The sequence below is a fragment of the Streptomyces sp. NPDC001536 genome, assembly GCF_042894505.1.
Taxonomy (GTDB): Bacteria; Actinomycetota; Actinomycetes; order Streptomycetales; family Streptomycetaceae; genus Streptomyces.
Genome location: NZ_JBIAVQ010000023.1, coordinates 28,622 through 47,499, shown reverse-complemented (window position 1 = coordinate 47,499; position 18,878 = coordinate 28,622). Strand labels below are relative to the sequence as shown.

General features: G+C 70.5%; 20 protein-coding genes and 1 pseudogene. 15 read left to right on the top strand and 6 right to left on the bottom strand.

Annotation, left to right across the window (positions count from 1 at the left end):
• Together ACFY0U_RS41655 and ACFY0U_RS41650 are read left to right on the top strand one after the other, a co-directional pair.
• Positions 1-342, top strand: coding sequence for an ArsR/SmtB family transcription factor (locus ACFY0U_RS41655; RefSeq protein WP_388645187.1), 342 nt, complete (start codon positions 1-3; stop codon positions 340-342).
• Positions 343-405: 63 nt separating this feature from the next.
• Entirely contained in the window at positions 406-1,032 is a 627-nt protein-coding gene (locus ACFY0U_RS41650; RefSeq protein ID WP_388645185.1) for a hypothetical protein, read from the top strand.
• On the opposite strand, the gene ACFY0U_RS41645 is transcribed toward ACFY0U_RS41650, so the two are convergent.
• Positions 1,014-2,411: a purine-cytosine permease family protein gene (locus ACFY0U_RS41645; protein ID WP_388645183.1), complete on the bottom strand. Its 1,398-nt coding sequence runs from the start codon at positions 2,409-2,411 to the stop codon at positions 1,014-1,016. The genes ACFY0U_RS41650 and ACFY0U_RS41645 overlap by 19 nt on opposite strands.
• Before the next feature lie 169 nt (positions 2,412-2,580).
• Between ACFY0U_RS41645 and ACFY0U_RS41640 the strand changes: the two genes are divergently transcribed.
• Positions 2,581-3,522 carry a DMT family transporter gene (locus tag ACFY0U_RS41640; RefSeq protein WP_388645182.1) on the top strand — a complete coding sequence of 314 codons (942 nt, stop codon included), beginning with the start codon at positions 2,581-2,583 and terminating at the stop codon, positions 3,520-3,522.
• Here the strand turns inward: ACFY0U_RS41640 and ACFY0U_RS41635 are convergent.
• Together ACFY0U_RS41635 and ACFY0U_RS41630 are read right to left on the bottom strand one after the other, a co-directional pair.
• Positions 3,467-4,375, bottom strand: a complete 909-nt coding sequence (locus tag ACFY0U_RS41635; RefSeq protein ID WP_388645181.1) for a LysR family transcriptional regulator — start codon at positions 4,373-4,375, stop codon at positions 3,467-3,469. The two genes, ACFY0U_RS41640 and ACFY0U_RS41635, sit on opposite strands and share 56 nt — an antisense overlap.
• Positions 4,375-4,695, bottom strand: a complete 321-nt coding sequence (locus tag ACFY0U_RS41630; protein WP_388645179.1) for a PLD nuclease N-terminal domain-containing protein — start codon at positions 4,693-4,695, stop codon at positions 4,375-4,377. Before ACFY0U_RS41630 ends, ACFY0U_RS41635 begins: the two co-directional genes overlap by 1 nt.
• 87 nt (positions 4,696-4,782) lie before the next feature.
• Between ACFY0U_RS41630 and ACFY0U_RS41625 the strand changes: the two genes are divergently transcribed.
• Together ACFY0U_RS41625 and mqnP are read left to right on the top strand one after the other, a co-directional pair.
• Positions 4,783-6,240 carry a menaquinone biosynthesis decarboxylase gene (locus tag ACFY0U_RS41625; protein WP_388645177.1) on the top strand — a complete coding sequence of 486 codons (1,458 nt, stop codon included), beginning with the start codon at positions 4,783-4,785 and terminating at the stop codon, positions 6,238-6,240.
• Complete coding sequence (gene mqnP / locus ACFY0U_RS41620; RefSeq protein ID WP_388645176.1) at positions 6,237-7,139, top strand: menaquinone biosynthesis prenyltransferase MqnP; 903 nt, start codon at positions 6,237-6,239, stop codon at positions 7,137-7,139. Before ACFY0U_RS41625 ends, mqnP begins: the two co-directional genes overlap by 4 nt.
• Here mqnP and ACFY0U_RS41615 read toward each other — a convergent pair.
• Positions 7,129-7,731, bottom strand: coding sequence for a rhomboid family intramembrane serine protease (locus ACFY0U_RS41615; protein ID WP_388645175.1), 603 nt, complete (start codon positions 7,729-7,731; stop codon positions 7,129-7,131). The genes mqnP and ACFY0U_RS41615 overlap by 11 nt on opposite strands.
• Positions 7,732-7,812: 81 nt before the next feature.
• Between ACFY0U_RS41615 and ACFY0U_RS41610 the strand changes: the two genes are divergently transcribed.
• From ACFY0U_RS41610 to ACFY0U_RS41585, 6 genes are all read left to right on the top strand, one after another.
• Positions 7,813-8,502 (top strand): UbiX family flavin prenyltransferase, encoded by a 690-nt coding sequence (locus ACFY0U_RS41610; RefSeq protein ID WP_388645173.1) that lies wholly within the window; start codon positions 7,813-7,815, stop codon positions 8,500-8,502.
• A 79-nt stretch (positions 8,503-8,581) separates the two neighbouring features.
• Positions 8,582-9,037 carry an Lrp/AsnC family transcriptional regulator gene (locus ACFY0U_RS41605; protein WP_388645172.1) on the top strand — a complete coding sequence of 152 codons (456 nt, stop codon included), beginning with the start codon at positions 8,582-8,584 and terminating at the stop codon, positions 9,035-9,037.
• Between the two features lie 38 nt (positions 9,038-9,075).
• Positions 9,076-10,239, top strand: a complete 1,164-nt coding sequence (gene mqnE, locus ACFY0U_RS41600) for an aminofutalosine synthase MqnE (protein WP_388645170.1) — start codon at positions 9,076-9,078, stop codon at positions 10,237-10,239.
• A 115-nt stretch (positions 10,240-10,354) separates the two neighbouring features.
• Entirely contained in the window at positions 10,355-10,876 is a 522-nt protein-coding gene (locus tag ACFY0U_RS41595; protein WP_388645168.1) for a GNAT family N-acetyltransferase, read from the top strand.
• Positions 10,877-10,962: 86 nt separating this feature from the next.
• Positions 10,963-11,262 (top strand): DUF4229 domain-containing protein, encoded by a 300-nt coding sequence (locus ACFY0U_RS41590; protein WP_388645166.1) that lies wholly within the window; start codon positions 10,963-10,965, stop codon positions 11,260-11,262.
• Between the two features lie 10 nt (positions 11,263-11,272).
• Positions 11,273-11,923, top strand: coding sequence for a TetR/AcrR family transcriptional regulator (locus ACFY0U_RS41585; RefSeq protein WP_388645165.1), 651 nt, complete (start codon positions 11,273-11,275; stop codon positions 11,921-11,923).
• On the opposite strand, the gene ACFY0U_RS41580 is transcribed toward ACFY0U_RS41585, so the two are convergent.
• Positions 11,905-12,744 carry a MaoC/PaaZ C-terminal domain-containing protein gene (locus tag ACFY0U_RS41580; RefSeq protein ID WP_388645163.1) on the bottom strand — a complete coding sequence of 280 codons (840 nt, stop codon included), beginning with the start codon at positions 12,742-12,744 and terminating at the stop codon, positions 11,905-11,907. The genes ACFY0U_RS41585 and ACFY0U_RS41580 overlap by 19 nt on opposite strands.
• Positions 12,744-14,012, bottom strand: a complete 1,269-nt coding sequence (locus tag ACFY0U_RS41575; RefSeq protein ID WP_388645162.1) for a 3-oxoacyl-ACP reductase — start codon at positions 14,010-14,012, stop codon at positions 12,744-12,746. Before ACFY0U_RS41575 ends, ACFY0U_RS41580 begins: the two co-directional genes overlap by 1 nt.
• A 98-nt stretch (positions 14,013-14,110) precedes the next feature.
• Here ACFY0U_RS41575 and ACFY0U_RS41570 point away from each other — a divergent pair, with 98 nt between their 5' ends.
• The 4 genes and pseudogenes from ACFY0U_RS41570 to ACFY0U_RS41555 form a co-directional block, all read left to right on the top strand.
• Positions 14,111-15,382: an acetyl-CoA C-acetyltransferase gene (locus tag ACFY0U_RS41570; RefSeq protein ID WP_388645160.1), complete on the top strand. Its 1,272-nt coding sequence runs from the start codon at positions 14,111-14,113 to the stop codon at positions 15,380-15,382.
• 249 nt (positions 15,383-15,631) lie between these two features.
• Entirely contained in the window at positions 15,632-17,551 is a 1,920-nt protein-coding gene (locus ACFY0U_RS41565) for an AMP-dependent synthetase/ligase (protein ID WP_388645159.1), read from the top strand.
• Between the two features lie 157 nt (positions 17,552-17,708).
• Positions 17,709-18,623, top strand: coding sequence for an NACHT domain-containing protein (locus tag ACFY0U_RS41560; protein WP_388645158.1), 915 nt, complete (start codon positions 17,709-17,711; stop codon positions 18,621-18,623).
• Positions 18,548-18,874: pseudogene (locus ACFY0U_RS41555) on the top strand (ATP-binding protein); the annotation flags it as partial. The gene ACFY0U_RS41560 and the pseudogene ACFY0U_RS41555, both read left to right, overlap by 76 nt.
• Positions 18,875-18,878: the final 4 nt, after the last annotated feature.

Genomic DNA, 18,878 nt, shown 5'->3' with positions numbered 1-18,878 from the left:
GTGGCCCAGCACACCGGCACCAGTCATCGCGCCGCCCCCGAACACACCCACCCTGACGACGTCCCCGTCCTGACGGCCCTCGCCGCGCTCGCCGACCCCGTACGGGTGCAACTGGTGCGGGAGTTGGCGGCTTCGGAGGACTGGTCGCGCAGCTGCGGCACCTTCGACGTGCCCGTCGGCAAGGCGGCCAAGAGCCATCACTTCGCGGTGCTGCGGGCGGCCGGGCTCGTGGAGCAGCGCGACGAGGGGCCCAAGCGGGTCAACCGGCTGCGGCGGGAGGAGTTCGACGCCCGGTTCCCGGGGCTGTTGGCGCTGGTGCTGCGCGAGGACGCCGTTTCCTGAAGTCGTCTGGACCCCTTCTGGACCCCTTCTGAACCCTTTGGCCCATTCCGGCGTCACAGTGGCATGACGAATCGCAGGTGGATCGCCGCGGCGGTCGCCACTGCCGGTGTGGTGGTGGGGGCTGCCCTGTACATCGACGAGCTGGAGACCGGGCACACCGACGGCGGTCTGCTGGACGGCGCTCGGAAAGGCGCCGTGGCCGCGGCGCCGAGCGCGCCGGCCGAGGACTGGTGTGTCGGCACCCGCCCGGCGCCCCCGGACGCCGACCCCGATGTGACCCCGCTGGACCGGACGGTGATCCGCATCGACAAGCTGGTCGCGGGCGCGCACTCCGCCGTCTTCACCGGCCTGGGCGTCGACGAGGACAAGAACGCGGCCGACGTCTGGCGCATCCCCTCCGAACCCTTCGACACGGCCGCCTGCGACGCCGCCGAGAAGGGCGTGAAGCTACGGCTCCACCCCGCCGACGTCGACCGCAAGACCCTCGACGCCCTCGCCGACCGCATCAGCGAGGACATGTACCGCTGGGACGGCACCTTCCAGATGCGTGAAGTCGGCGTCGACGAGCGGGGGTTCGTGCGTGTGGGCGTCGACGACCCGAAGAAGGCCGAACCCCTCGTCAAGAAGGAGTTCGGCCCCCGGTACATCAAGGTGGAGCACGTCGAGCAGGCTCACGCCGATGTCGGCTGATGCGCCCGCCGCAGCACCGCGTACAGCCCCGCGCTCACCACGAACCCGACCAGACAGGTGATGTCACCGAACGACGGCCACTGCTCCGGCACCCACCCGACGTACTTCTCCTGGTTGGAGAAGAGCGGGACCGACACCGCGATGCCGATCAACAGGGAGGCGATACCGGGCCAGTTGGAGAAGGCGCGGTCGGTGATCCGGGCCGCCAGCACCTCGTCCGGCGTCCGCGCCTGCCGCCACCGCTCGACCAGCACCACCCCGAGCCACGGCCCCACCCAGTACGCGATCACCAGCAGGAACGCCTCGTAGGCGTGCCCCGCGTCCGCCAGCGACGCCCACGCCGCCGCCGTGCCGGCGAGACCGCACAGCACGACGATGGCGCTGCGGCCGAGCCAGACCGGGAGCTTCAGACCGAGCGAAGTGATCGACATGGCCGAGGAGTAGACGTTCAGGGCGTTCGCGGAGACCGCGCCCAGGATGATGGCCAGCAGTACCAAGTTGCTGAGCCAGCCGGGGAGATGGCCGGTGAAGGCGGCCGTGGGGGTGGCGCCCTCGGGGGCGACGATCGTCGCCGAGGCCGCGCCGATCACCGACACGATCGCGATCGAGACGAAGAGGCCGACGGCCGGGTACAGGACCGTCTTGAAGCGGTTCGCCGTACGCGGCAGGTAACGGGAGTAGTCCGAGGCGCCCGGGTTCCAGCCCGCCGCGTAGCCCCAGGCCGCGCTGAACGCCAGCAGGAAGCCGCCGATGCCGCCGCCCGCGCCGGAGCCGCCCAGGTCGGCCTCCTTGAAGGTCCAGACACCGGCCAGCAGGAAGATCACCGCGAGGGCCGGGAAGGCGTACTTCTCGAAGGCGTGGACGAAGTTGTGGCCGATGAAGCCGATCACGATCTCGGCGGCGACCACGATCAGCAGGGAGGGAAGCGGCCGCAGGTCCGTCAGGGTGTTGAGGGCGAAGGCCGCGCTCACGCTGTTCACGGCGAACCAACCGACGCCCGCGACAAGGGCGTTGACACCCGACGGCAGCAGATTCCCCCGGTAGCCGAAGGAGAAGCGGCCGATGGCCATCTGCGGGACGCCGAAGCGCGGGCCGTCCAGGGAGAGGATCCCGTGGGTCAGCGCGCCCAGCGCCGTGCCCAGGAGCAGGGCCGCGGTCGCCTGCCAGAAGCTCAGGCCGAAGAAGAGGACCGAGATCACACCGATGTAGACGGTCGCGAACTCGATGTTCGGAGAGGCCCATGTCCACAGCAGCTGGAGCGGGCCGCCGTGGCGCTCGGAGTCCGGGATCGGTTCCGAACCGGCCGTCTCGACGGCGATGACCTTGTCACCGTATGCGGGGGCGATGGCCGTGGCGGAGCCGGCCGGAGCTGTCGTCATGCGAGCCAAGTGTCCGGTTCCGGGCGGTTGCGGCCCAGAGGCGCATTGTCCGCTTCGGAAGCCTCACCGGCGTACAACCTGCACGCATCGGCGCCACCGATGGGGGCATCGGCAGGACGCCCCACTGGCCCGTGGACCAGGGACGACGCCCGCTCGTAGCGTCGAGGACATGACTTCAGAGAGCAAGGGCACCGAGACCAGGGGCATCGCCCAGCTGACGACCGCGATGGTGCTCTCCGGCACCCTCGGCGTCTTCGTCGTCGAGTCGGGCGCCTCGCCCTTCAACGTCGTCTTCTTCCGCGTCCTGTTCGGCGCCCTCGCCCTCGGCGGCTACGTCCTGGCCCGCGGCTGGCTCCGCGACCACGGCTTCACCCCGCGCACCCTCGGACTCGCCGTCCTGGGCGGGGTGTTCATCGTCTTCAACTGGGTGTTCCTCTTCCAGTCGTTCGAGAACACCTCGATCTCCGTCGCGACGGTCGTCTACCACACCCAGCCGTTCTACGTCGTGCTGCTGGGCGCCCTGCTCTTCCGCGAGCGGCTGACCGCCGCCAAGGTCGGCTGGATCGCGCTGGCCTTCGCGGGCCTGATCCTCGTATCGGGCGTGACACCAGGGGACTTCACCACCGGTGGTTCCTATGTGGTGGGCGTCGGGCAGGCGTTGCTGGCCGCGCTCCTCTACGGGCTGTCCACCCTGGTCACCAAGCGCATCACCGGCGTACGTCCCCACCTCATCGCGCTCGTCCAAGTCCTCGTCGGCATCCCGCTGTTGCTCCCCTTCGCCGACTTCGGCGCGATGGCCGGCACGGGCGCGGACTGGGGCTGGCTGGTCGGGCTCGGGTTCATCCACACGGGGGTCATGTACGTCCTGATGTACGCCGCCTACGCCCAGCTGCCGCTCTCGAAGATCGCCGTCCTCGCCTTCCTCTACCCGGCCGTCGCGATGGTCATGGACTGGGCGGTGTACGGCCACCACATCGGCCTCGTGCAGGCGCTGGGCGTCCCGCTGATCGTGCTGGCGAGCCTCAAGGTGACGCTGGCCCGGGCACCCCGGGTCGTCACGTCCCGTCGTACGACGTCTGCTCCCGCACCAGCCGCACCGCGGTCTCGATGAACAGTGTCAGATGGCGTGGCAGGCGCTTCCCCGCCCGCCACGCCACCTGTGTGTACAGCTGGAACGGCGGCTCCCACGGCAGCTCGGTCAGCGTCCCGGACGCCAGCTCCGCGCCCACCGTCACCCGCGGCAGCAGCGCGATCCCGAGGCCGCCCGCCACACCCCGCTTGGTCGCCTCGATCGTGCCGAACTCCATGAAGGGCGGCGGGGATCCGGTGCGGTGGACCAGCTCGGACTCGAAGAGGTCGCGGTAGGGGCAGCCGGGTTCGGTGCCGACGAGTTGGACCTCGGTGAGGTCCTCCGTCTTGAGCGCGGGGGACTTGGTGGCGAGGGGATGGCCGGGCGCGGCGACCAGGACCAGCGGCTCCGGTGCGAGCACCCGGCTCTCCAGGCCCGCGTGCTCGGTCTCCGGCTCCATCAGGAAGCCGACGTCATAGGTGCCCTGCCGCAGTGCCTTGCGGGTCTCGTCGCCCAGCGTCGTGCGCAGGGAGAGACGGACCTTCGGATAGCGGTGGTGGAAGAGCTCCAGGAGCGGCGGCAGCCGGTAGGAGGTCAGCGACTCCATGGTGCCGACGGCGAGCGCGCCGGAGGGTTCCTCGGCGTCGACGACCGCCGCGCGGGCCTCCTCGCTCAGCTCGATGATCTGCCGGGCGTACGGCAAGAGGCGCTCACCGGCCTCCGTCAGCCGGATGCGGCTGCCGAGCCGGTCGAAGAGCGGGGCGCCGAGGGAGTCCTCCAGGGCGCGGACCTGGCTGGTCACGCTGGACTGCGCGTAGTTCAGCTCGGCGGCGGCCCGGGTGAAGCTCAGGACGGTCGCGACCTTCTCGAAGGTGACGAGCAGCCGCAGCTCCATCAGCTGTCCTTGGAGCCGTCCTCGTCGCGCTCCTTCTTGTCCTCATTGAGGGACTTCAGGAACTCGGGGTTGTCGTCGGGGGCGACCCACTGGCCGCGTCCGCCGCGCTCCCGCACCCCGGACCAGCCCTCGGCGGCGGGGCTGCGCTTCTTGCCCGCGATCAGCCACGAGATCGAGCCGACGAGCGGGAACAGCAGCACGAGGATGGCCCACAGCGGTTTGGGCATGTGGCGGACGTCCTCCTCCTTCGTGCTGATGCAGTCGATGAACGTGTACACGCTCAGCGCCAGTGGGACGAGGAACATCAGCACCCGGAGCATGGGCCCTCTCCAGCGAAACGGTCGACGGGCCGGGGGCACGGCCCCCGGGTTCAGGCCCAGGGTAGCCGCTCGGGGATACTTGACCCCATGGCTTACGACGATCTTCGCTCGCTGCTCAGGGCTCTGGAGCGCGAGGGCGACCTCAAGCGCATCAAGGCCGAGGTGGATCCGTACTTGGAGGTCGGGGAGATCGTCGACCGGGTGCAGAAGTCAGGGGGCCCGGCGCTGCTCTTCGAGAACGTGAAGGGCTCCGCGATGCCCCTCGCGATGAACGTCTTCGGAACCGACCGGCGGCTGCTGAAGGCACTGGGCCTGAAGTCGTACTCCGAGATCTCGGAGAAGATCGGCGGTCTGCTGCGGCCCGAACTGCCGCACGGCTTCGTGGGGGTGCGGGAGGCCTTCGGGAAGCTCGGCGCGATGACGCACGTACCGCCGAAGAAGGTGAAGTCCGGCGACGCGCCGGTGCAGGAGGTCGTCCTCACCGGTGACGACGTCGACCTGGACCAGCTCCCCGCCCTGTTCACCTGGCCGCAGGACGGCGGCTCCTTCTTCAACCTGGGCCTGACCCACACCAAGGACCCGGAGTCCGGGATCCGCAACCTCGGCCTGTACCGGCTCCAGCGCCACGACAAGCGCACGATCGGCATGCACTGGCAGATCCACAAGGACAGCCGCAACCACTACCAGGTCGCGGCCAGGCGCGGAGAGCGCCTGCCGGTCGCGATCGCCTTCGGGTGCCCGCCGGCCGTGTCGTACGCCTCCACCGCCCCGCTCCCCGGCGACATCGACGAGTACCTCTTCGCCGGCTTCCTCGCGGGCAAGCGGATCGAGATGGTCGACTGCAAGACGGTGCCGCTCCAGGTGCCGGCGCAGGCGGAGGTGGTGATCGAGGGCTGGCTGGAGCCCGGGGAGATGCTGCCGGAGGGCCCCTTCGGCGACCACACGGGGTTCTACACCCCGCAGGAGCCGTTCCCGGCGCTGAAGATCGACTGTGTGACGATGCGGAAGCGGCCGCTGCTCCAGTCGATCGTGGTCGGGCGCCCCCCGACGGAGGACGGCCCGCTGGGCAAGGCCACCGAGCGCTTCTTCCTGCCCCTGCTGAAGATCATCGTCCCGGACATCGTGGACTACCACCTGCCCGAGGCGGGCGGTTTCCACAACTGCGCGATCGTCTCGATCGACAAGAAGTACCCCAAGCACGCCCAGAAGGTGATGCACGCGATCTGGGGCGCCCACATGATGTCCCTGACCAAGCTGATCGTGGTGGTCGACTCCGACTGCGACGTCCACGACCTCCACGAGGTCGCGTGGCGCGCGCTCGGCAACACGGACTACGCACGCGACCTCTCGGTCGTCGAGGGTCCCGTCGACCATCTCGACCACGCCTCCTACCAGCAGTTCTGGGGCGGCAAGGCGGGGATCGACGCGACGAAGAAGTGGCCCGAGGAGGGCTACACGCGTGACGGGGGCTGGCCCGACATGGTGTTGTCCGACCCGGAGACGGCGGCGAAGGTCGACCGACGCTGGAAGGAATACGGACTGTGAGTTCAGCTTCAGCCGCGATCCCGCAGCCGGGACGCACCAAGGCGTTCCTCCGTCTGGTGATGATCGAGCACTCGGTCTTCGCGCTCCCCTTCGCGTACATCGCGGCACTCACCGCGATGTTCCAGATGGACAAGAACATCCACTGGGGCCGGCTGCTCCTGGTGACGATCTGCATGGTCGGTCTGCGCACCTTCGCGATGGCCGTGAACCGGATCATCGACCGTGAGATCGACGCGCGGAACCCCCGCACCGCACACCGCGAGCTGGTGACCGGCGCGATGTCGGTGAAGCACGCCTGGACGGGCGCCCTGGTCGCCGTCGTGGTCTTCCTGGGCTCGGCGGCCCTGCTGAACCCGCTCTGCCTGGCGCTGGCCCCCGTCGCGGTGATCCCGATGGTGGTCTACCCCTACGGCAAGAGGTTCACGAACTTCCCGCAGGCCATCCTGGGCCTCGCCCAGGCCATGGGCCCGGTCGGCGGCTGGCTGGCCATCACCGGCGAGTGGTCCTGGGACGCGGTGATCCTCGGCCTCGCCGTCGGCATCTGGATCGGCGGCTTCGACCTGATCTACGCCTGCCAGGACGTGGAGACCGACCGCGAGATCGGTGTCATGTCGGTCCCGGCCCGCTTCGGCATCCCGGCCGCGATCTGGGGCGCCCGGGTGTGCCACGCGCTGACGACGGCGCTGCTGCTCTGGTACGCGGTGGCCACGGACGCGGGCGGGTTCTTCTGGGTCGGCCTGATGATCGTCGCGGCCGCGTTCGTGTACGAGCACAACATCGTCCGCCCGAACGATCTGTCCCGCGTGAACCGGGCGTTCTTCAGCGTCAACGGGTTCATCGGGATCGCCCTGTTCGTGTGCGCGCTGCTCGATCTGCTGGTGCGCGGCCTCACGGTGTGAGCGCCGGGGCGGTGGCGCGGCGGCGGAACACGAACGCCGCCGCCACCCCCGCCACCAGGCCCAGCAGGTGTCCCTGCCAGCTGACGCCCGTCTGGGTGGGCGCGAGGCCCATCAGGATCGAGCTGCCCCACACGGCACCGACCAGCAGACCGGCCATGACGCCGAGCAGCCGCCGCTCCACGAACCCGCTGACCAGCAGGAAGCCGAAGAGGCCGAAGATCAGGCCCGAGGCGCCCGCCGTGTTGGTGCGGTCCGGGGCTATGAGCCACACGCCCAGACCGTCGGCCACGATGATCAGCGCGCAGACCGCGAGGAAGCGGCGGATGCCGCCGAGGGCCGCCAGGAAGCCCATGACCAGCAGCGGGACGGTGTTCGCGGCCACGTGGCCCCAGCCGAAGTGGATGAAGGAGGCCGGGACCACGTCGATCAGTTCGGACGGCTCGCGCGGGGTGATGCCCAGGCCGTCCAGGGCGTGGCCGCTCGCCACATCCACCACTTCCAGCAGCCACAGCAGCGCGACCCAGCCCAGCATCAGCTTGGCCGCGGCCCGCGCACGGTCGCCCCGCGACCACTCCAGACCCCTACCGGACATGGCAACCCCCAATCCCCTCCGGAGAACGGCCGGACCCCCTTGACCGGTTCCCACCCTGCGACGCCGGATAGGCTCGGGGGTGTGAACCCAGTCAAGCCAGGAGAGACACGGCGTACGCCTTGGATCGTAGGGGTGTCCGGCGCTTCCGGCACCCCGTATGCCGCGTCCGTGCTGCGCGCGCTCCTCGACGCCGGCGAGAGTGTCGACCTGGTCGTCAGCCGTGCCTCGCGGCTCACGCTGCTGGACGAGACGGGGATCTCCTTCAGGGACGCGCACTGGCAGGACGACCTGCGGGAATGGCTGGCCAGGGGGGCCGACGGCAAGCCGGGCAGCTTCGACATCGGTGACGGCGTGGAGCGGGTGCGGTACTGGGCCGCCGGGGACCTGGCCGCGGGGCCGTCCTCGGGGTCGTATCCCGTCAAGGGGATGCTGATCGTGCCCGCCTCGACCGCCTGTGTCGCCGGGGTCGCCCTCGGGCTGTCCAAGGACCTGTTGCAGCGTGCGGCGAGCGTGACCCTCAAGGAGGGGCGCAAGCTGGTGGTAGCCGTTCGGGAGACCCCGTTGAACGGCCAGACGTTGCGGCACCTGGTGACGCTGGACGACGCGGGCGCCACCGTGGTGCCGGCCTCGCCCGCCTTCTACGCGGGGGCGACGCACATCCAGGACCTGGTGGACTTCGTCGCCGGACGGGTCCTCGACGCGGCGGGCGTCGAGCACCGGCTCTACCGCCGCTGGAAGGGCGAACTCGGCGGCGGAACCCGCACGACGTGAACGCCATCTGAGCAAGTCGCAGTACGTCAGCAGTACCTCTCATCACTTCGGGAACTTCTCAGCGGAAGGCTTCGATCGCATGGACGCGGTGGACAGGCAGCTCATCCAGGCCCTGAGGGAGAACGGCCGGGCCTCGTACGCGGAGCTGGGGCGCCTCGTCGGTCTGTCGGGACCCAGCGTCACCGACCGCATCAACCGGCTGGAGGCGGCCGGTGTCATCACGGGGTACCGCGCCACCGTCGACTCCGCCTCGCTCGGTCTCGGCGTCACCGCGCTGATCGGCATCTCCCTCTCCGACGCCGTCGACCACGAGGACGTGGCCCGCCGGCTCAAGGACCTGAGCGAGATCGAGGACTGCTGGTTCATCGCCGGCGACGACTCGTACATGCTCAAGGTGCGGGCCGCGGACGTCGACGGCCTGGAGAAGACCATCCGGCGGCTCAGCGGGACCAAGGGCGTGTCCCGGACCCGTACCACCATCGTGCTCTCCACGAAGTGGGAGAACCGGGTCGGAGAGCTGCCCGAAGAGGCGTAGACGTACGGTGGGACAGGTCGTCGTAGAAAGGGTGTCGCATGGACGTCGGGCTCAAGCGCGAGCTGGAGGACAAGGTACGGGAGGGCGTTCGCCTGACCCGCGAGGACGGCATCGCGCTCTACGAGTCGGACGACCTGGCCTGGCTCGGCGGCCTCGCGCACGAGGTGCGGACGCGGAAGAACGGTGACGTCGTCCACTTCAACGTCAACCGTCATCTCAACATGACCAACGTGTGCACGGCGTCCTGCGCCTACTGCTCCTTCCAGCGCAAGCCGGGCGAGAAGGACGCGTACACGATGCGTATCGAGGAGGCGGTGAAGCTCGCGACGGAGATGGAGAGCGAGAACCTCACCGAGCTCCACATCGTCAACGGGCTTCACCCCAACCTGCCATGGCGGTACTACCCCCGTTCCCTGCGCGAGCTGAAGGCCGCCCTGCCGAACGTCTCGCTGAAGGCGTTCACGGCGACGGAGATCCACCACTTCGAGACGATCAGCGGGCTGTCGGCGTCGGAGATCCTGGACGAGCTCATCGACGCGGGCCTGGAGTCGTTGACCGGTGGTGGCGCGGAGATCTTCGACTGGGAGGTCCGTCAGCACATCGTCGACCACAAGACCCACTGGGAGGACTGGTCGCGCATCCACCGGCTGGCGCACGAGAAGGGGCTCAAGACCCCGTCCACCATGCTGTACGGGCACATCGAGGAGCCCAAGCACCGGGTGGACCACGTGCTGCGGCTGCGTGAGCTCCAGGACGAGACCGGTGGCTTCCAGGTCTTCATCCCGCTGCGCTACCAGCACGACTTCGTCGACGTGAAGGACGGCAAGGTCCGCAACCGCCTTCAGGCACGCACCCAGATGGCGACCGGCGCGGAGGCCCTGAAGACCTTCGCGGTGTCGAGGCTGTTGTTCGACAACGTCCCGCACATCAAGGTCTTCTGGGTCATGCACGGCGTCCAGACCGCCCAGCTGGCCCTCCAGCACGGCGCCGACGACATGGACGGCTCGGTCGTCGAGTACAAGATCACCCACGACGCGGACAACTACGGCACCCCGAACAAGCTGACCCGCGAGGACCTCCTGGACCTCATCAGGGACGCCGGCTTCCGGCCGGTGGAGCGGAACACGCGGTACGAGATCATCCGGGAGTACGACGGTCCCGATCCGGCCCGTCGGGAGTCGCCGCAGCCGATGCGGGTGTGAGGTTGTCGGTCGGCTGCGGGTCGTGGGGGCTGGTCGCGCAGTTCCCCGCGCCCCGTGGGTGGGGACACTTGCCGCCATCACGAGTGCTTCCGTCTCCGATTTACACTCGTGGCCCATGGAGCTCACGTACCGCCTGGACCCCGACCTCACCCCCGCCCTGCTCGACGAGCTGACCCGGCTGTGGGTGGCTGTGAACAACGCCGGTGGGGCGGTCGGGTTCGTCGGTACGACGACGTATGACGACGTACGGCCGGACGTGGAGCGTTACGCGGAGTCGACAGCGGCCGGGCGGCACCGGCTGCTCGCCGGGTTCGACGGGGAGGGGCGGTTGCGGGCGACCGCCTTCTTCGGTTTCAACGCGCACCGCCTCCAGAGCCACTACGCGTGGCTCTACACGGTCATGGTCGACCCGGCCGTCCAGGGCGGCGGACATGGCCGGTCCCTGCTGGCGGAGGTCGAGACGCGGGCCCGGGGCTTCGGGCTGGAGGCGCTGAAGCTGACCTGCCGGGGCGGGCTGGGGCTTGAGCGGTTCTACGCCGCCGCCGGGTACAAGGAGGTCGGCCGCGTGCCGGGCGGGCTGCGGGTGTCGGCGGACGACTACCGCGACGACATCATGATGTGGCTCCCGCTGACCTGACACCCGCTGCAAGATCGGGTACCGGGCGTGCTTCACTGGAAGGCACCCTTTGGGAACTTTCAGCCGGAACGGAAGAGTGGATTGAGATGCTCCGCTACACACTGATGCGCCTCGGGATCTTCGTGGGCTGCCTCGTGGTCGTCTGGGGCCTCGTCTACGCCGGTGTCGCCCCGCGCGGCCTCGGCGACTCCAACGGCATGTGGATCGTCCTGCTCTCCCTGGTGATCTCCGCGCCCATCAGCTTCGTGGCGCTCCGCAAGGAGCGTGACCGGGCCTCCGTCCAGATCGTCGAGAAGGTCGACCGCGCCAAGGCGAGCCTGGAAGCCAACCGCAACCAGGAGGACGTCGCCGACGACACGGCGCGTGCGCAGGGCCAGACGTCTTAGGGTTGCCCCTATGGGCGCAGTGAAGACCAAGCGGATGCCGCGCGCGGTCCGTGAACAGCAGATGCTGGACGCTGCCGTGGAGACCTTCGGGCGGCGTGGGTACATGGCCGCGTCGATGGACGAGATCGCCGAACTCGCCGGTGTCTCCAAGCCGTTGGTCTATCTGTACCTGAACTCCAAGGAAGACCTCTTCACCGCCTGCATCCGCCGCGAGGCGCGCGCGCTCACCGAGGCGGTGCGGTCCGGGGTCCGTACCGACCAGCCCGCCGACCGCCAACTCTGGGACGGGCTGCTGGCGTTCTTCACGCACACCGCGCGGAAGCCGGCCGCCTGGTCCGTGCTGCACCTCCAGGCCCGTACGCACGGCGAACCCTTCGCCGCCGAGGTCGCCGCGATGCGCGCGGAGATCGTCGCGTTCGTGACGCAGCTGATCGTCGTCGCCGCGCGGGAGGCCCACCGCGATCCCGACCTGCCCGAACGCGAGGTCGCCGGGCTCGCCGAGGCCCTGGTCGGCGCCGCCGAGTCCCTCGCCGCGTGGGCCAACGCCACCCCGGGCGTCACCGCCAAGCAGGCGGCGGCGACGCTGATGAACTTCGCGTGGGCCGGACTGGGGAACCTGATGGAGGGCCGGCCCTGGGTCTTTCAGGGCGTCAGCGGATAGACGCTGCCCGTGAGGTGGAGCCGGTCTCCACCGCCCCGCAGCTCGAACCGCTCGCCCCGCGCCGCGTACGTCACCGCCCCCGGCAGCAGCACCGGCGCCCTGAACTCCGCCCGCACCAGGGCCGCTTGGGGCACACCGTGCGCGGCGAGACACCGGGCCACCGTCCACATGCCGTGCGCGATGGCCCGGGGGAAGCCGAAGAGGCGGGCGGTGAGCGGGTGGAGGTGGATGGGGTTGCGGTCACCGGACGCGGCGGCGTACCGGCGGCCGACGTCCCCGGCGAGACGCCACTCGGCGACGGAGGGGAGCGAAGTGCCCTTCTCGGCAGGGGCGCTGCCACCGGACGTGGAGCCGTGCCGCGCCAGATACGTACTGCGCGACTCCCACACCACCTCGTCGCCGGCCCGCACCTCGGTGACGACCCCCGCCTCCGTGCCCCGCCGATGCGGCGCCAACCCGTCGACGTACACGGTGAGTTCGTGTTCCCCGGTGGCGGACAGCGCCCGATGCCGGGTGATGGCGATCGACGTGTGGACGAGACCGAGCAGCGGCAGCGGGAAGTCCCGCGCGCTCATCAGCCGCATGGCCAGCGGAAAGCCGAGCACATGCGGATACGTCACCGGCAGCGCGTCGTCGCCGGTGGCGAACCCGCACACCCGCTCGTAGGCCGCCAGCCGTGCCAGGTCCACCCGCAGCCCGGGCAGGACCAGCCGGGTGCGCGGGAACTCGGCGTCCGGGCGGGGCCGTTTGACGGCGGAGAGCAGGGCGCCGCGGGCGAACAGGGGCACGAGCGCCGGGGACTGGGTGAGGACGACGGTCACTACGCCCCCAGCAGACTCTGGCCGCAGACCCGTACGACCTGACCGTTCACCGCGCCCGACGCCGGATGCGCGAGCCACGCGGTCGTCTCGGCGACGTCGACGGGCAGCCCGCCCTGGGCGAGGGAGTTCATCCGCCGCCCCGCCTCACGGATGAGGAGCGGTACGGCGGCGGTCATCTTCGTCTCGATGAACCCGGGAGCGACGGCGTTGACGGTCACCCCGTGCTCGGCGAGCGCGCGGGGCGCGAGGGACCGCACCAGACCGACGATGCCCGCCTTGCTCGCACCGTAGTTGGTCTGCCCGGCGTTCCCGGCGAGCCCGGCGATGGAGGCGGTGGCGACGATCCGGCCGTCGGGCCGCAGGGTCCCCGCGGCCAGCAGCGCGTCCGTCGTGCGCAGCACGCTCGCCAGATTGACGTCGAGAACCGAACTCCACTGGTCCGCGGGCATGTTGACCAGCCTCCGGTCCCGGGTGATCCCGGCGTTGTGGATCAACACGTCCAGCCCGTCCGGCAGTTCGGCGGCGATCCGCTCGCCCGCGTCGGCGGCGGTGATGTCGAGTGCCAGGGCGGTGCCGCCGAGCCGCTCCGCGAGCGCGCGGGCGTCCTCCTCGGCCTGCGGTACGTCGAGGACGACGACCCGGGCCCCGTCCCTGGCCAGGGTCTCGGCGACGGCCGCGCCGATGCCGCGGGCGGCGCCGGTGACGAGGGCGGTGCGGCCGGTGAGGGGCCGGTCCGGATCGACGGTCAGCTCCTGAGCCGTCCCCGTCACCTCGATGACCTGACCGCTGACGTAGGCGGACTTGGGGGAGAGGAGGAAGCGCAGGGTGGACTCGGCGGCGGCCCGGTCGGTGAGCCGTACGAGGTTCACGGTCCTGCCCCGCCCGATCTCCTTGCCGAGCGAGCGCGTGAAGCCCTCCAGGGCCTGCTGGACGGCGGCCTGGTGGTGGTCGGCGGGGTCGAGGGGCGCGCCGAGCACGACGATCCGGCCGCTCGCGGCGACCGACCGCACGACCGGGTGGAGGGCCGCGTGGACGTCGGCGAGGCCGTCGACGTCCCGGACGCCGGTGGCGTCGAGGACGACGGCACAGGGGCTGCCGGCGGGGGAGGGGACGGGCTTGCCCGCGGTGAGGTGGAGGACCTCGTCCCCTGCGAGCGCGGGCCGCTCCGGCGACCAGCGGCGCAGCGCCGAGGGCTGCGGCAGCCCGAGCCGACGGGTCAGGAAGCGGCCGGGCGCGGTGCCGGTGAAGCTCAGATAGCGGTCGGGCATGGCCGTCTCCCCACTCGGTCCCACCTCTTATCAGTCTTCTTACTCTGGAGTAAGGTTACCGCAGGTAAGCCTACGTCACGCATGAGGAGCAGGTCGAGATGAGCCCCCTTCAGGTGCCCGTGGCCCGGCGGGTCGCGATCATCGGCGGCACCCGTGTGCCCTTCGCCCGCTCGGACGGCCCGTACGCCACCGCCTCGAACCAGGAGATGCTCACGACGGTCGTGGACGGTCTGGTGGAGCGCCACGGCCTCCAGGAGCCGGGCGCGGTGGGCGAGTTCGTCGCCGGCGCGGTGCTCAAGCACAGCCGCGACTTCAACCTGGCCCGCGAGACGGTCCTCGGCTCGAAGCTGGCCCCGACGACCCCGGCGTACGACATCCAGCAGGCCTGCGGCACGGGCCTCCAGGCCGTCATCGCCGCCGCCAACAAGATCGCGCTCGGTCAGACCGAGTCGGCGATCGCGGGTGGCGCGGACACCGCGAGCGACGCACCGCTGGGCGTGAACGACGGTCTGCGGCGGATCCTGCTGGAGGCGCGCCGGGCGAGGTCGGCGGGCGGACGGATCAAGGCGCTGGCCCGTATCCGTCCGGGCCATCTGGTCCCCGACATCCCCCGCAACGCCGAGCCCCGCACCGGGCTGTCGATGGGCGAGCACGCGGCGGTGACGGCCCGCGCCCGGGGTGTCTCGCGCGAGGCCCAGGACGAACTTGCGGCGACGAGTCACCGGCGACTGGCGGCGGCGTACGAACGCGGCTTCTTCCAGGACCTGGTGGTACCCTTCCGGGGCCTGGACCGCGACCAGAACCTGCGCCCGGACTCGACGGCGGCGAAACTGGCCGCCCTGAAGCCGGTGTTCGGCCTCGACGCCCCCAACCCGACGATGACCGCCGGGAATTCGACCCCGCTCACCGACGGTGCGGCGGTCGTGCTGCTGGCGTCGGAGGAGTGGGCGGCGGCGCGGGGGCTGGAGCCGCTGGCGTACTTGTCGACGTACGAGACGGCCGCCGTCGACTTCGTGAACGGCGAGGACGGCCTGCTGATGGCACCGGCCTACGCGGTGCCGCGCATGCTGGAACGGGCCGGTCTCACCATGGCCGACTTCGACCTCGTAGAGGTGCACGAGGCCTTCGCGTCACAGGTGCTGGCCACCCTGGAGGCGTGGGAGAAGGCGGGGCTCGACCCGGTGGACCGGGAGCGCCTGAACGTGACGGGATCGTCGCTGGCGACGGGGCACCCCTTCGCGGCGACCGGGGCGCGGATCGTCGCGACGCTGGCGAAGTCGCTTGCGGAGCGCGGGGGTTCGGGCCGCGGGCTGATCTCGGTGTGCGCGGCGGGCGGGCAGGGGGTGACGGCGGTGCTGGAACGGCCGTGAGCGGAGGTCGGCGGCTTCCTTGCTCCATCATTCATAGCTGACAAAGGTTCATATTGCGGGAGAGGTTGCACAGACCCGGCCCCGAAGCATCCCCGAACCCACACGAACTCGCCACCTGCACCTCCTAGGATCGCCGATCTAACCGCCGGTAACCCCCCATAACCGCCCACCACCGGTGAACGCCCAGGTACGCACGGCGCGTACCTATGCAGCAGAGCGGTATCCAGCTGCGCGCCTCAGGAGCTGCCCATGTCGTCGTCCCACCCTTATGTCTCCGCGACCGACTACGACGGCGCACCCGTCCTCGTGGAGCCGGAGATCAAGCGACTGGACGGCGAGGTCCGCGAGGTGTCGGTACCGCCGGTCGTGCCGCCCGTGACCCACGGCTCGCTGGCCGATCTGCCCTTCGACAACGCGGCGGCGGCCCCGCAGGACAGGGTGCTCAGCCGCCGTGCGCAGGACGGCGGCTGGGCCGATGTCACCGCGGCCGAGTTCGCCGAGCAGGTGCTGGCTCTGGCGAAGGGCCTCATCTCGGAGGGACTCCAGCCGGGCGACCGTATCGCCGTCATGTCCCGCACGAACTACGAGTGGACGCTGCTGGACTTCGCGGCGTGGGCGGCGGGACTGGTGACGGTCCCGATCTACCCCACCTCCTCGGTCTTCCAGACCCGCTGGATCCTGCACGACTCGGGCGCGGTGGCCCTGGTGACCGAGAGCGTCTCCCAGGCCTCCGCCCTCGGCCCCGAACTCAACCGCCTGCCCGACCTGCGGCACCTGTGGGTCATCGAGAAGGGGCATGTGGAGCGGCTGGCCGAGCTCGGACAGCCCGTCCCCGACGCGGAGATCGAGGTACGCCGGGGCATGCTGGGCCCGGACACCCTGGCCACGGTCATCTACACCTCGGGCACGACCGGCCGCCCCAAGGGCTGCGCGATCTCGCACGGCAACTTCCTGGCGGAGGTCGACAACGCGATCGAGATCCTCGACCCGGTCTTCAGATCGAGGTCGGACGAGGAACTGGCGACGCTGCTGTTCCTCCCCATGTCCCACGTCTTCGGCCGCATGGTGGCGATCGCCTGCGTCCGGGCCCGGGTCCGCCTCGGGCACGCCCCCAGCCTCAAGTCCGAGGACCTGCTGGCGGACCTGGCCAGCTTCAAGCCCACCTTCCTCCTGGTCATCCCGTACATGCTGGAGAAGGTCTTCAACAGCGCCCGTGCCAAGGCGGAGATCAGCGGCCGGGTCGCCGCGTTCGACCGCGCGGTCAGCGTGGCCGTGCGCTACGGCGAGGCGACGGAGGCCCGTCAGGCGGGCACCGGCAGCGGACCGGGCACCGCGCTCAAGACGGCCCGCACCTTCTACGACCCCCTCGTCTACCGCCGGATCCGCAACGCCATGGGCGGCCGGGTCCGCCACATCATCAGCGGCGGCTCACCGCTGGGCCGCAGCCTCCACGCGTTCTTCGCGGGCGCGGGCATGGAGATCTACGAGGGCTACGGCCTGACGGAGTCCACCGGCGCGGCCACGGTCACCCCGCCCCTGAAGTCCCGTCTGGGCACGGTGGGTTGGCCCCTGCCGGGCACCCGCGTCCGCATCGCGGCGGACGGCGAGATCCTCCTCCAGGGCGGCCAGATCTTCCGGGGCTACTGGGACCCCAACGCGGGCGGAGTGACCCCGGCGTCCACCGACGGCTGGTTCCCGACCGGCGACATCGGCAGCCTGGACGACGAGGGCTACCTCACCATCACCGGCCGCAAGAAGGAACTGCTGATCACCGCGGGTGGCAAGACGGTCGCCCCGGCCCCCCTGGAGAACTGGCTCCGCCAACACCCCCTGGTCTCCCAGTGCATGGTCGTCGGCGACCGCCGCCCCTACGTGGCCGCCCTGATCACCCTCGACATGCAGGGCATCACCCACTGGCGCCAGATGAACGGCAAACACCCGGTCCCGGCGGAACTCCTCACGGGCGACGAGGAGTTGCGAGCGATCCTCCAACGCGCGGTGGACGAGGCGAACAAACTGGTGTCCCGCCCCGAGTCGATCCGCCGCTTCACGGTCCTCCCGAGGGACTTCACGGAGATGGACGGCCACTTGACTCCGTCGATGAAGCTGAGGCGGGAGACGGTGATGGGGGACTTCGCGGCGGAGATCGAGGGGTTGTACAGCCGCTGAGCGGGCCGGAGGGTGCTGGCGGGAGGGAGCCGGCGGGAGGGACGGGCAGATCCGTCCCGCGCCGAGCTCCCACCACCTGCGCTCTTGCCGCCCGGAGTGCGGACAGATCTGCCAATCGCGGGACGTGTCGCCGTCCGTGGGCCGCTAACGTCCTGGCATGGGGCGGGAATCGGATCGAGTCGCGGCCGGTGGGGAGCGGGCGGTCGGGGTCGGGGGTGACGGCAGGGCCGTCGTGACCGGGGACGGCAGCAGCGCTACGTACATCGAGAACCAGTACGTACAGCAGGCGCCCGAGCCCGTGGCGCTGACCGGCGAGGACATCGACGAGGCGCTGCGGCGCTATGCCACCCGCGTCCGTGAGACCTACGGCCGCCTGGACCTGGACGTCTTGATCCCCACGGAGGCGGGCGAGCATCCGCCCGTCGGCCTGGACGAGGTGTTCGTGCCGCCGACCGTACGCGCGGACCCGCCGCCGCTGGAGTTGCCGAGGGACATCCGGCAGCGGCTCGTCGACGCCGGGGAGTGGCCGTCCAGCCTGCCGCCGGGTCTGGAACGGGAGGCGCTGGACCGGGCCCGGCAGGCGTACGCGGAGCGTCCGGCACGGGATGTCCTGGACGTGCTGGCCGACCCCGGCGAGGACCGCCTGGTGCTGCTCGGTGACCCGGGCGCCGGCAAGTCGACGCTCGCCCGGCACCTCGCCCTCACGCTCACTCGGGAGGTCCCGCCCGGTGATCCGCTGGAACCGCTCGACGGCCGGGTGCCCCTCGTCGTGGAGCTTCGGGAGTACGCGGTGGGGGAGTGGCGGGAGCGGACCTTCGAGGACTTCCTCAGGTATCTCCACGGCACGAAGGGCATGGCTCCGCCCGTGCCGGTCGTGGAGCGGCTGTTGGCAGAGGGGAGGGCGGTCGTCGTCTTCGACGGCCTGGACGAACTCTTCGACCCCGCCGCCCGGGAACAGGTAAGCCATCGCATCGCGGACTTCGCGGGCCGGTACGGCAGGTCGTCGCCGAACTCGCCGCCAACGCCGTCACCCACGGCAGAGCCCCCGGCCGGGACTTCGCACTGCGCCTGACGCTCACCGGCGAGGACACCCTCCGTATCGAGGTGAGCGACGCCCGGGCCGACCGCCGACTCCGTTACGTCACCGACCCGGACGCCGAGGGAGGCCGTGGGCTCATCCTCGTCACGCTCCTCGCCCAGGCCTGGGGTGTCACAGAGCGGACGATGGGCAAGACCGTCTGGGCCGAGATCCCTCTCAAAGAACCCGAGTCACACGCCGCAACCATCACGCCCCACCGCGCGTCTCCTGATCACCAGACTTAGATCA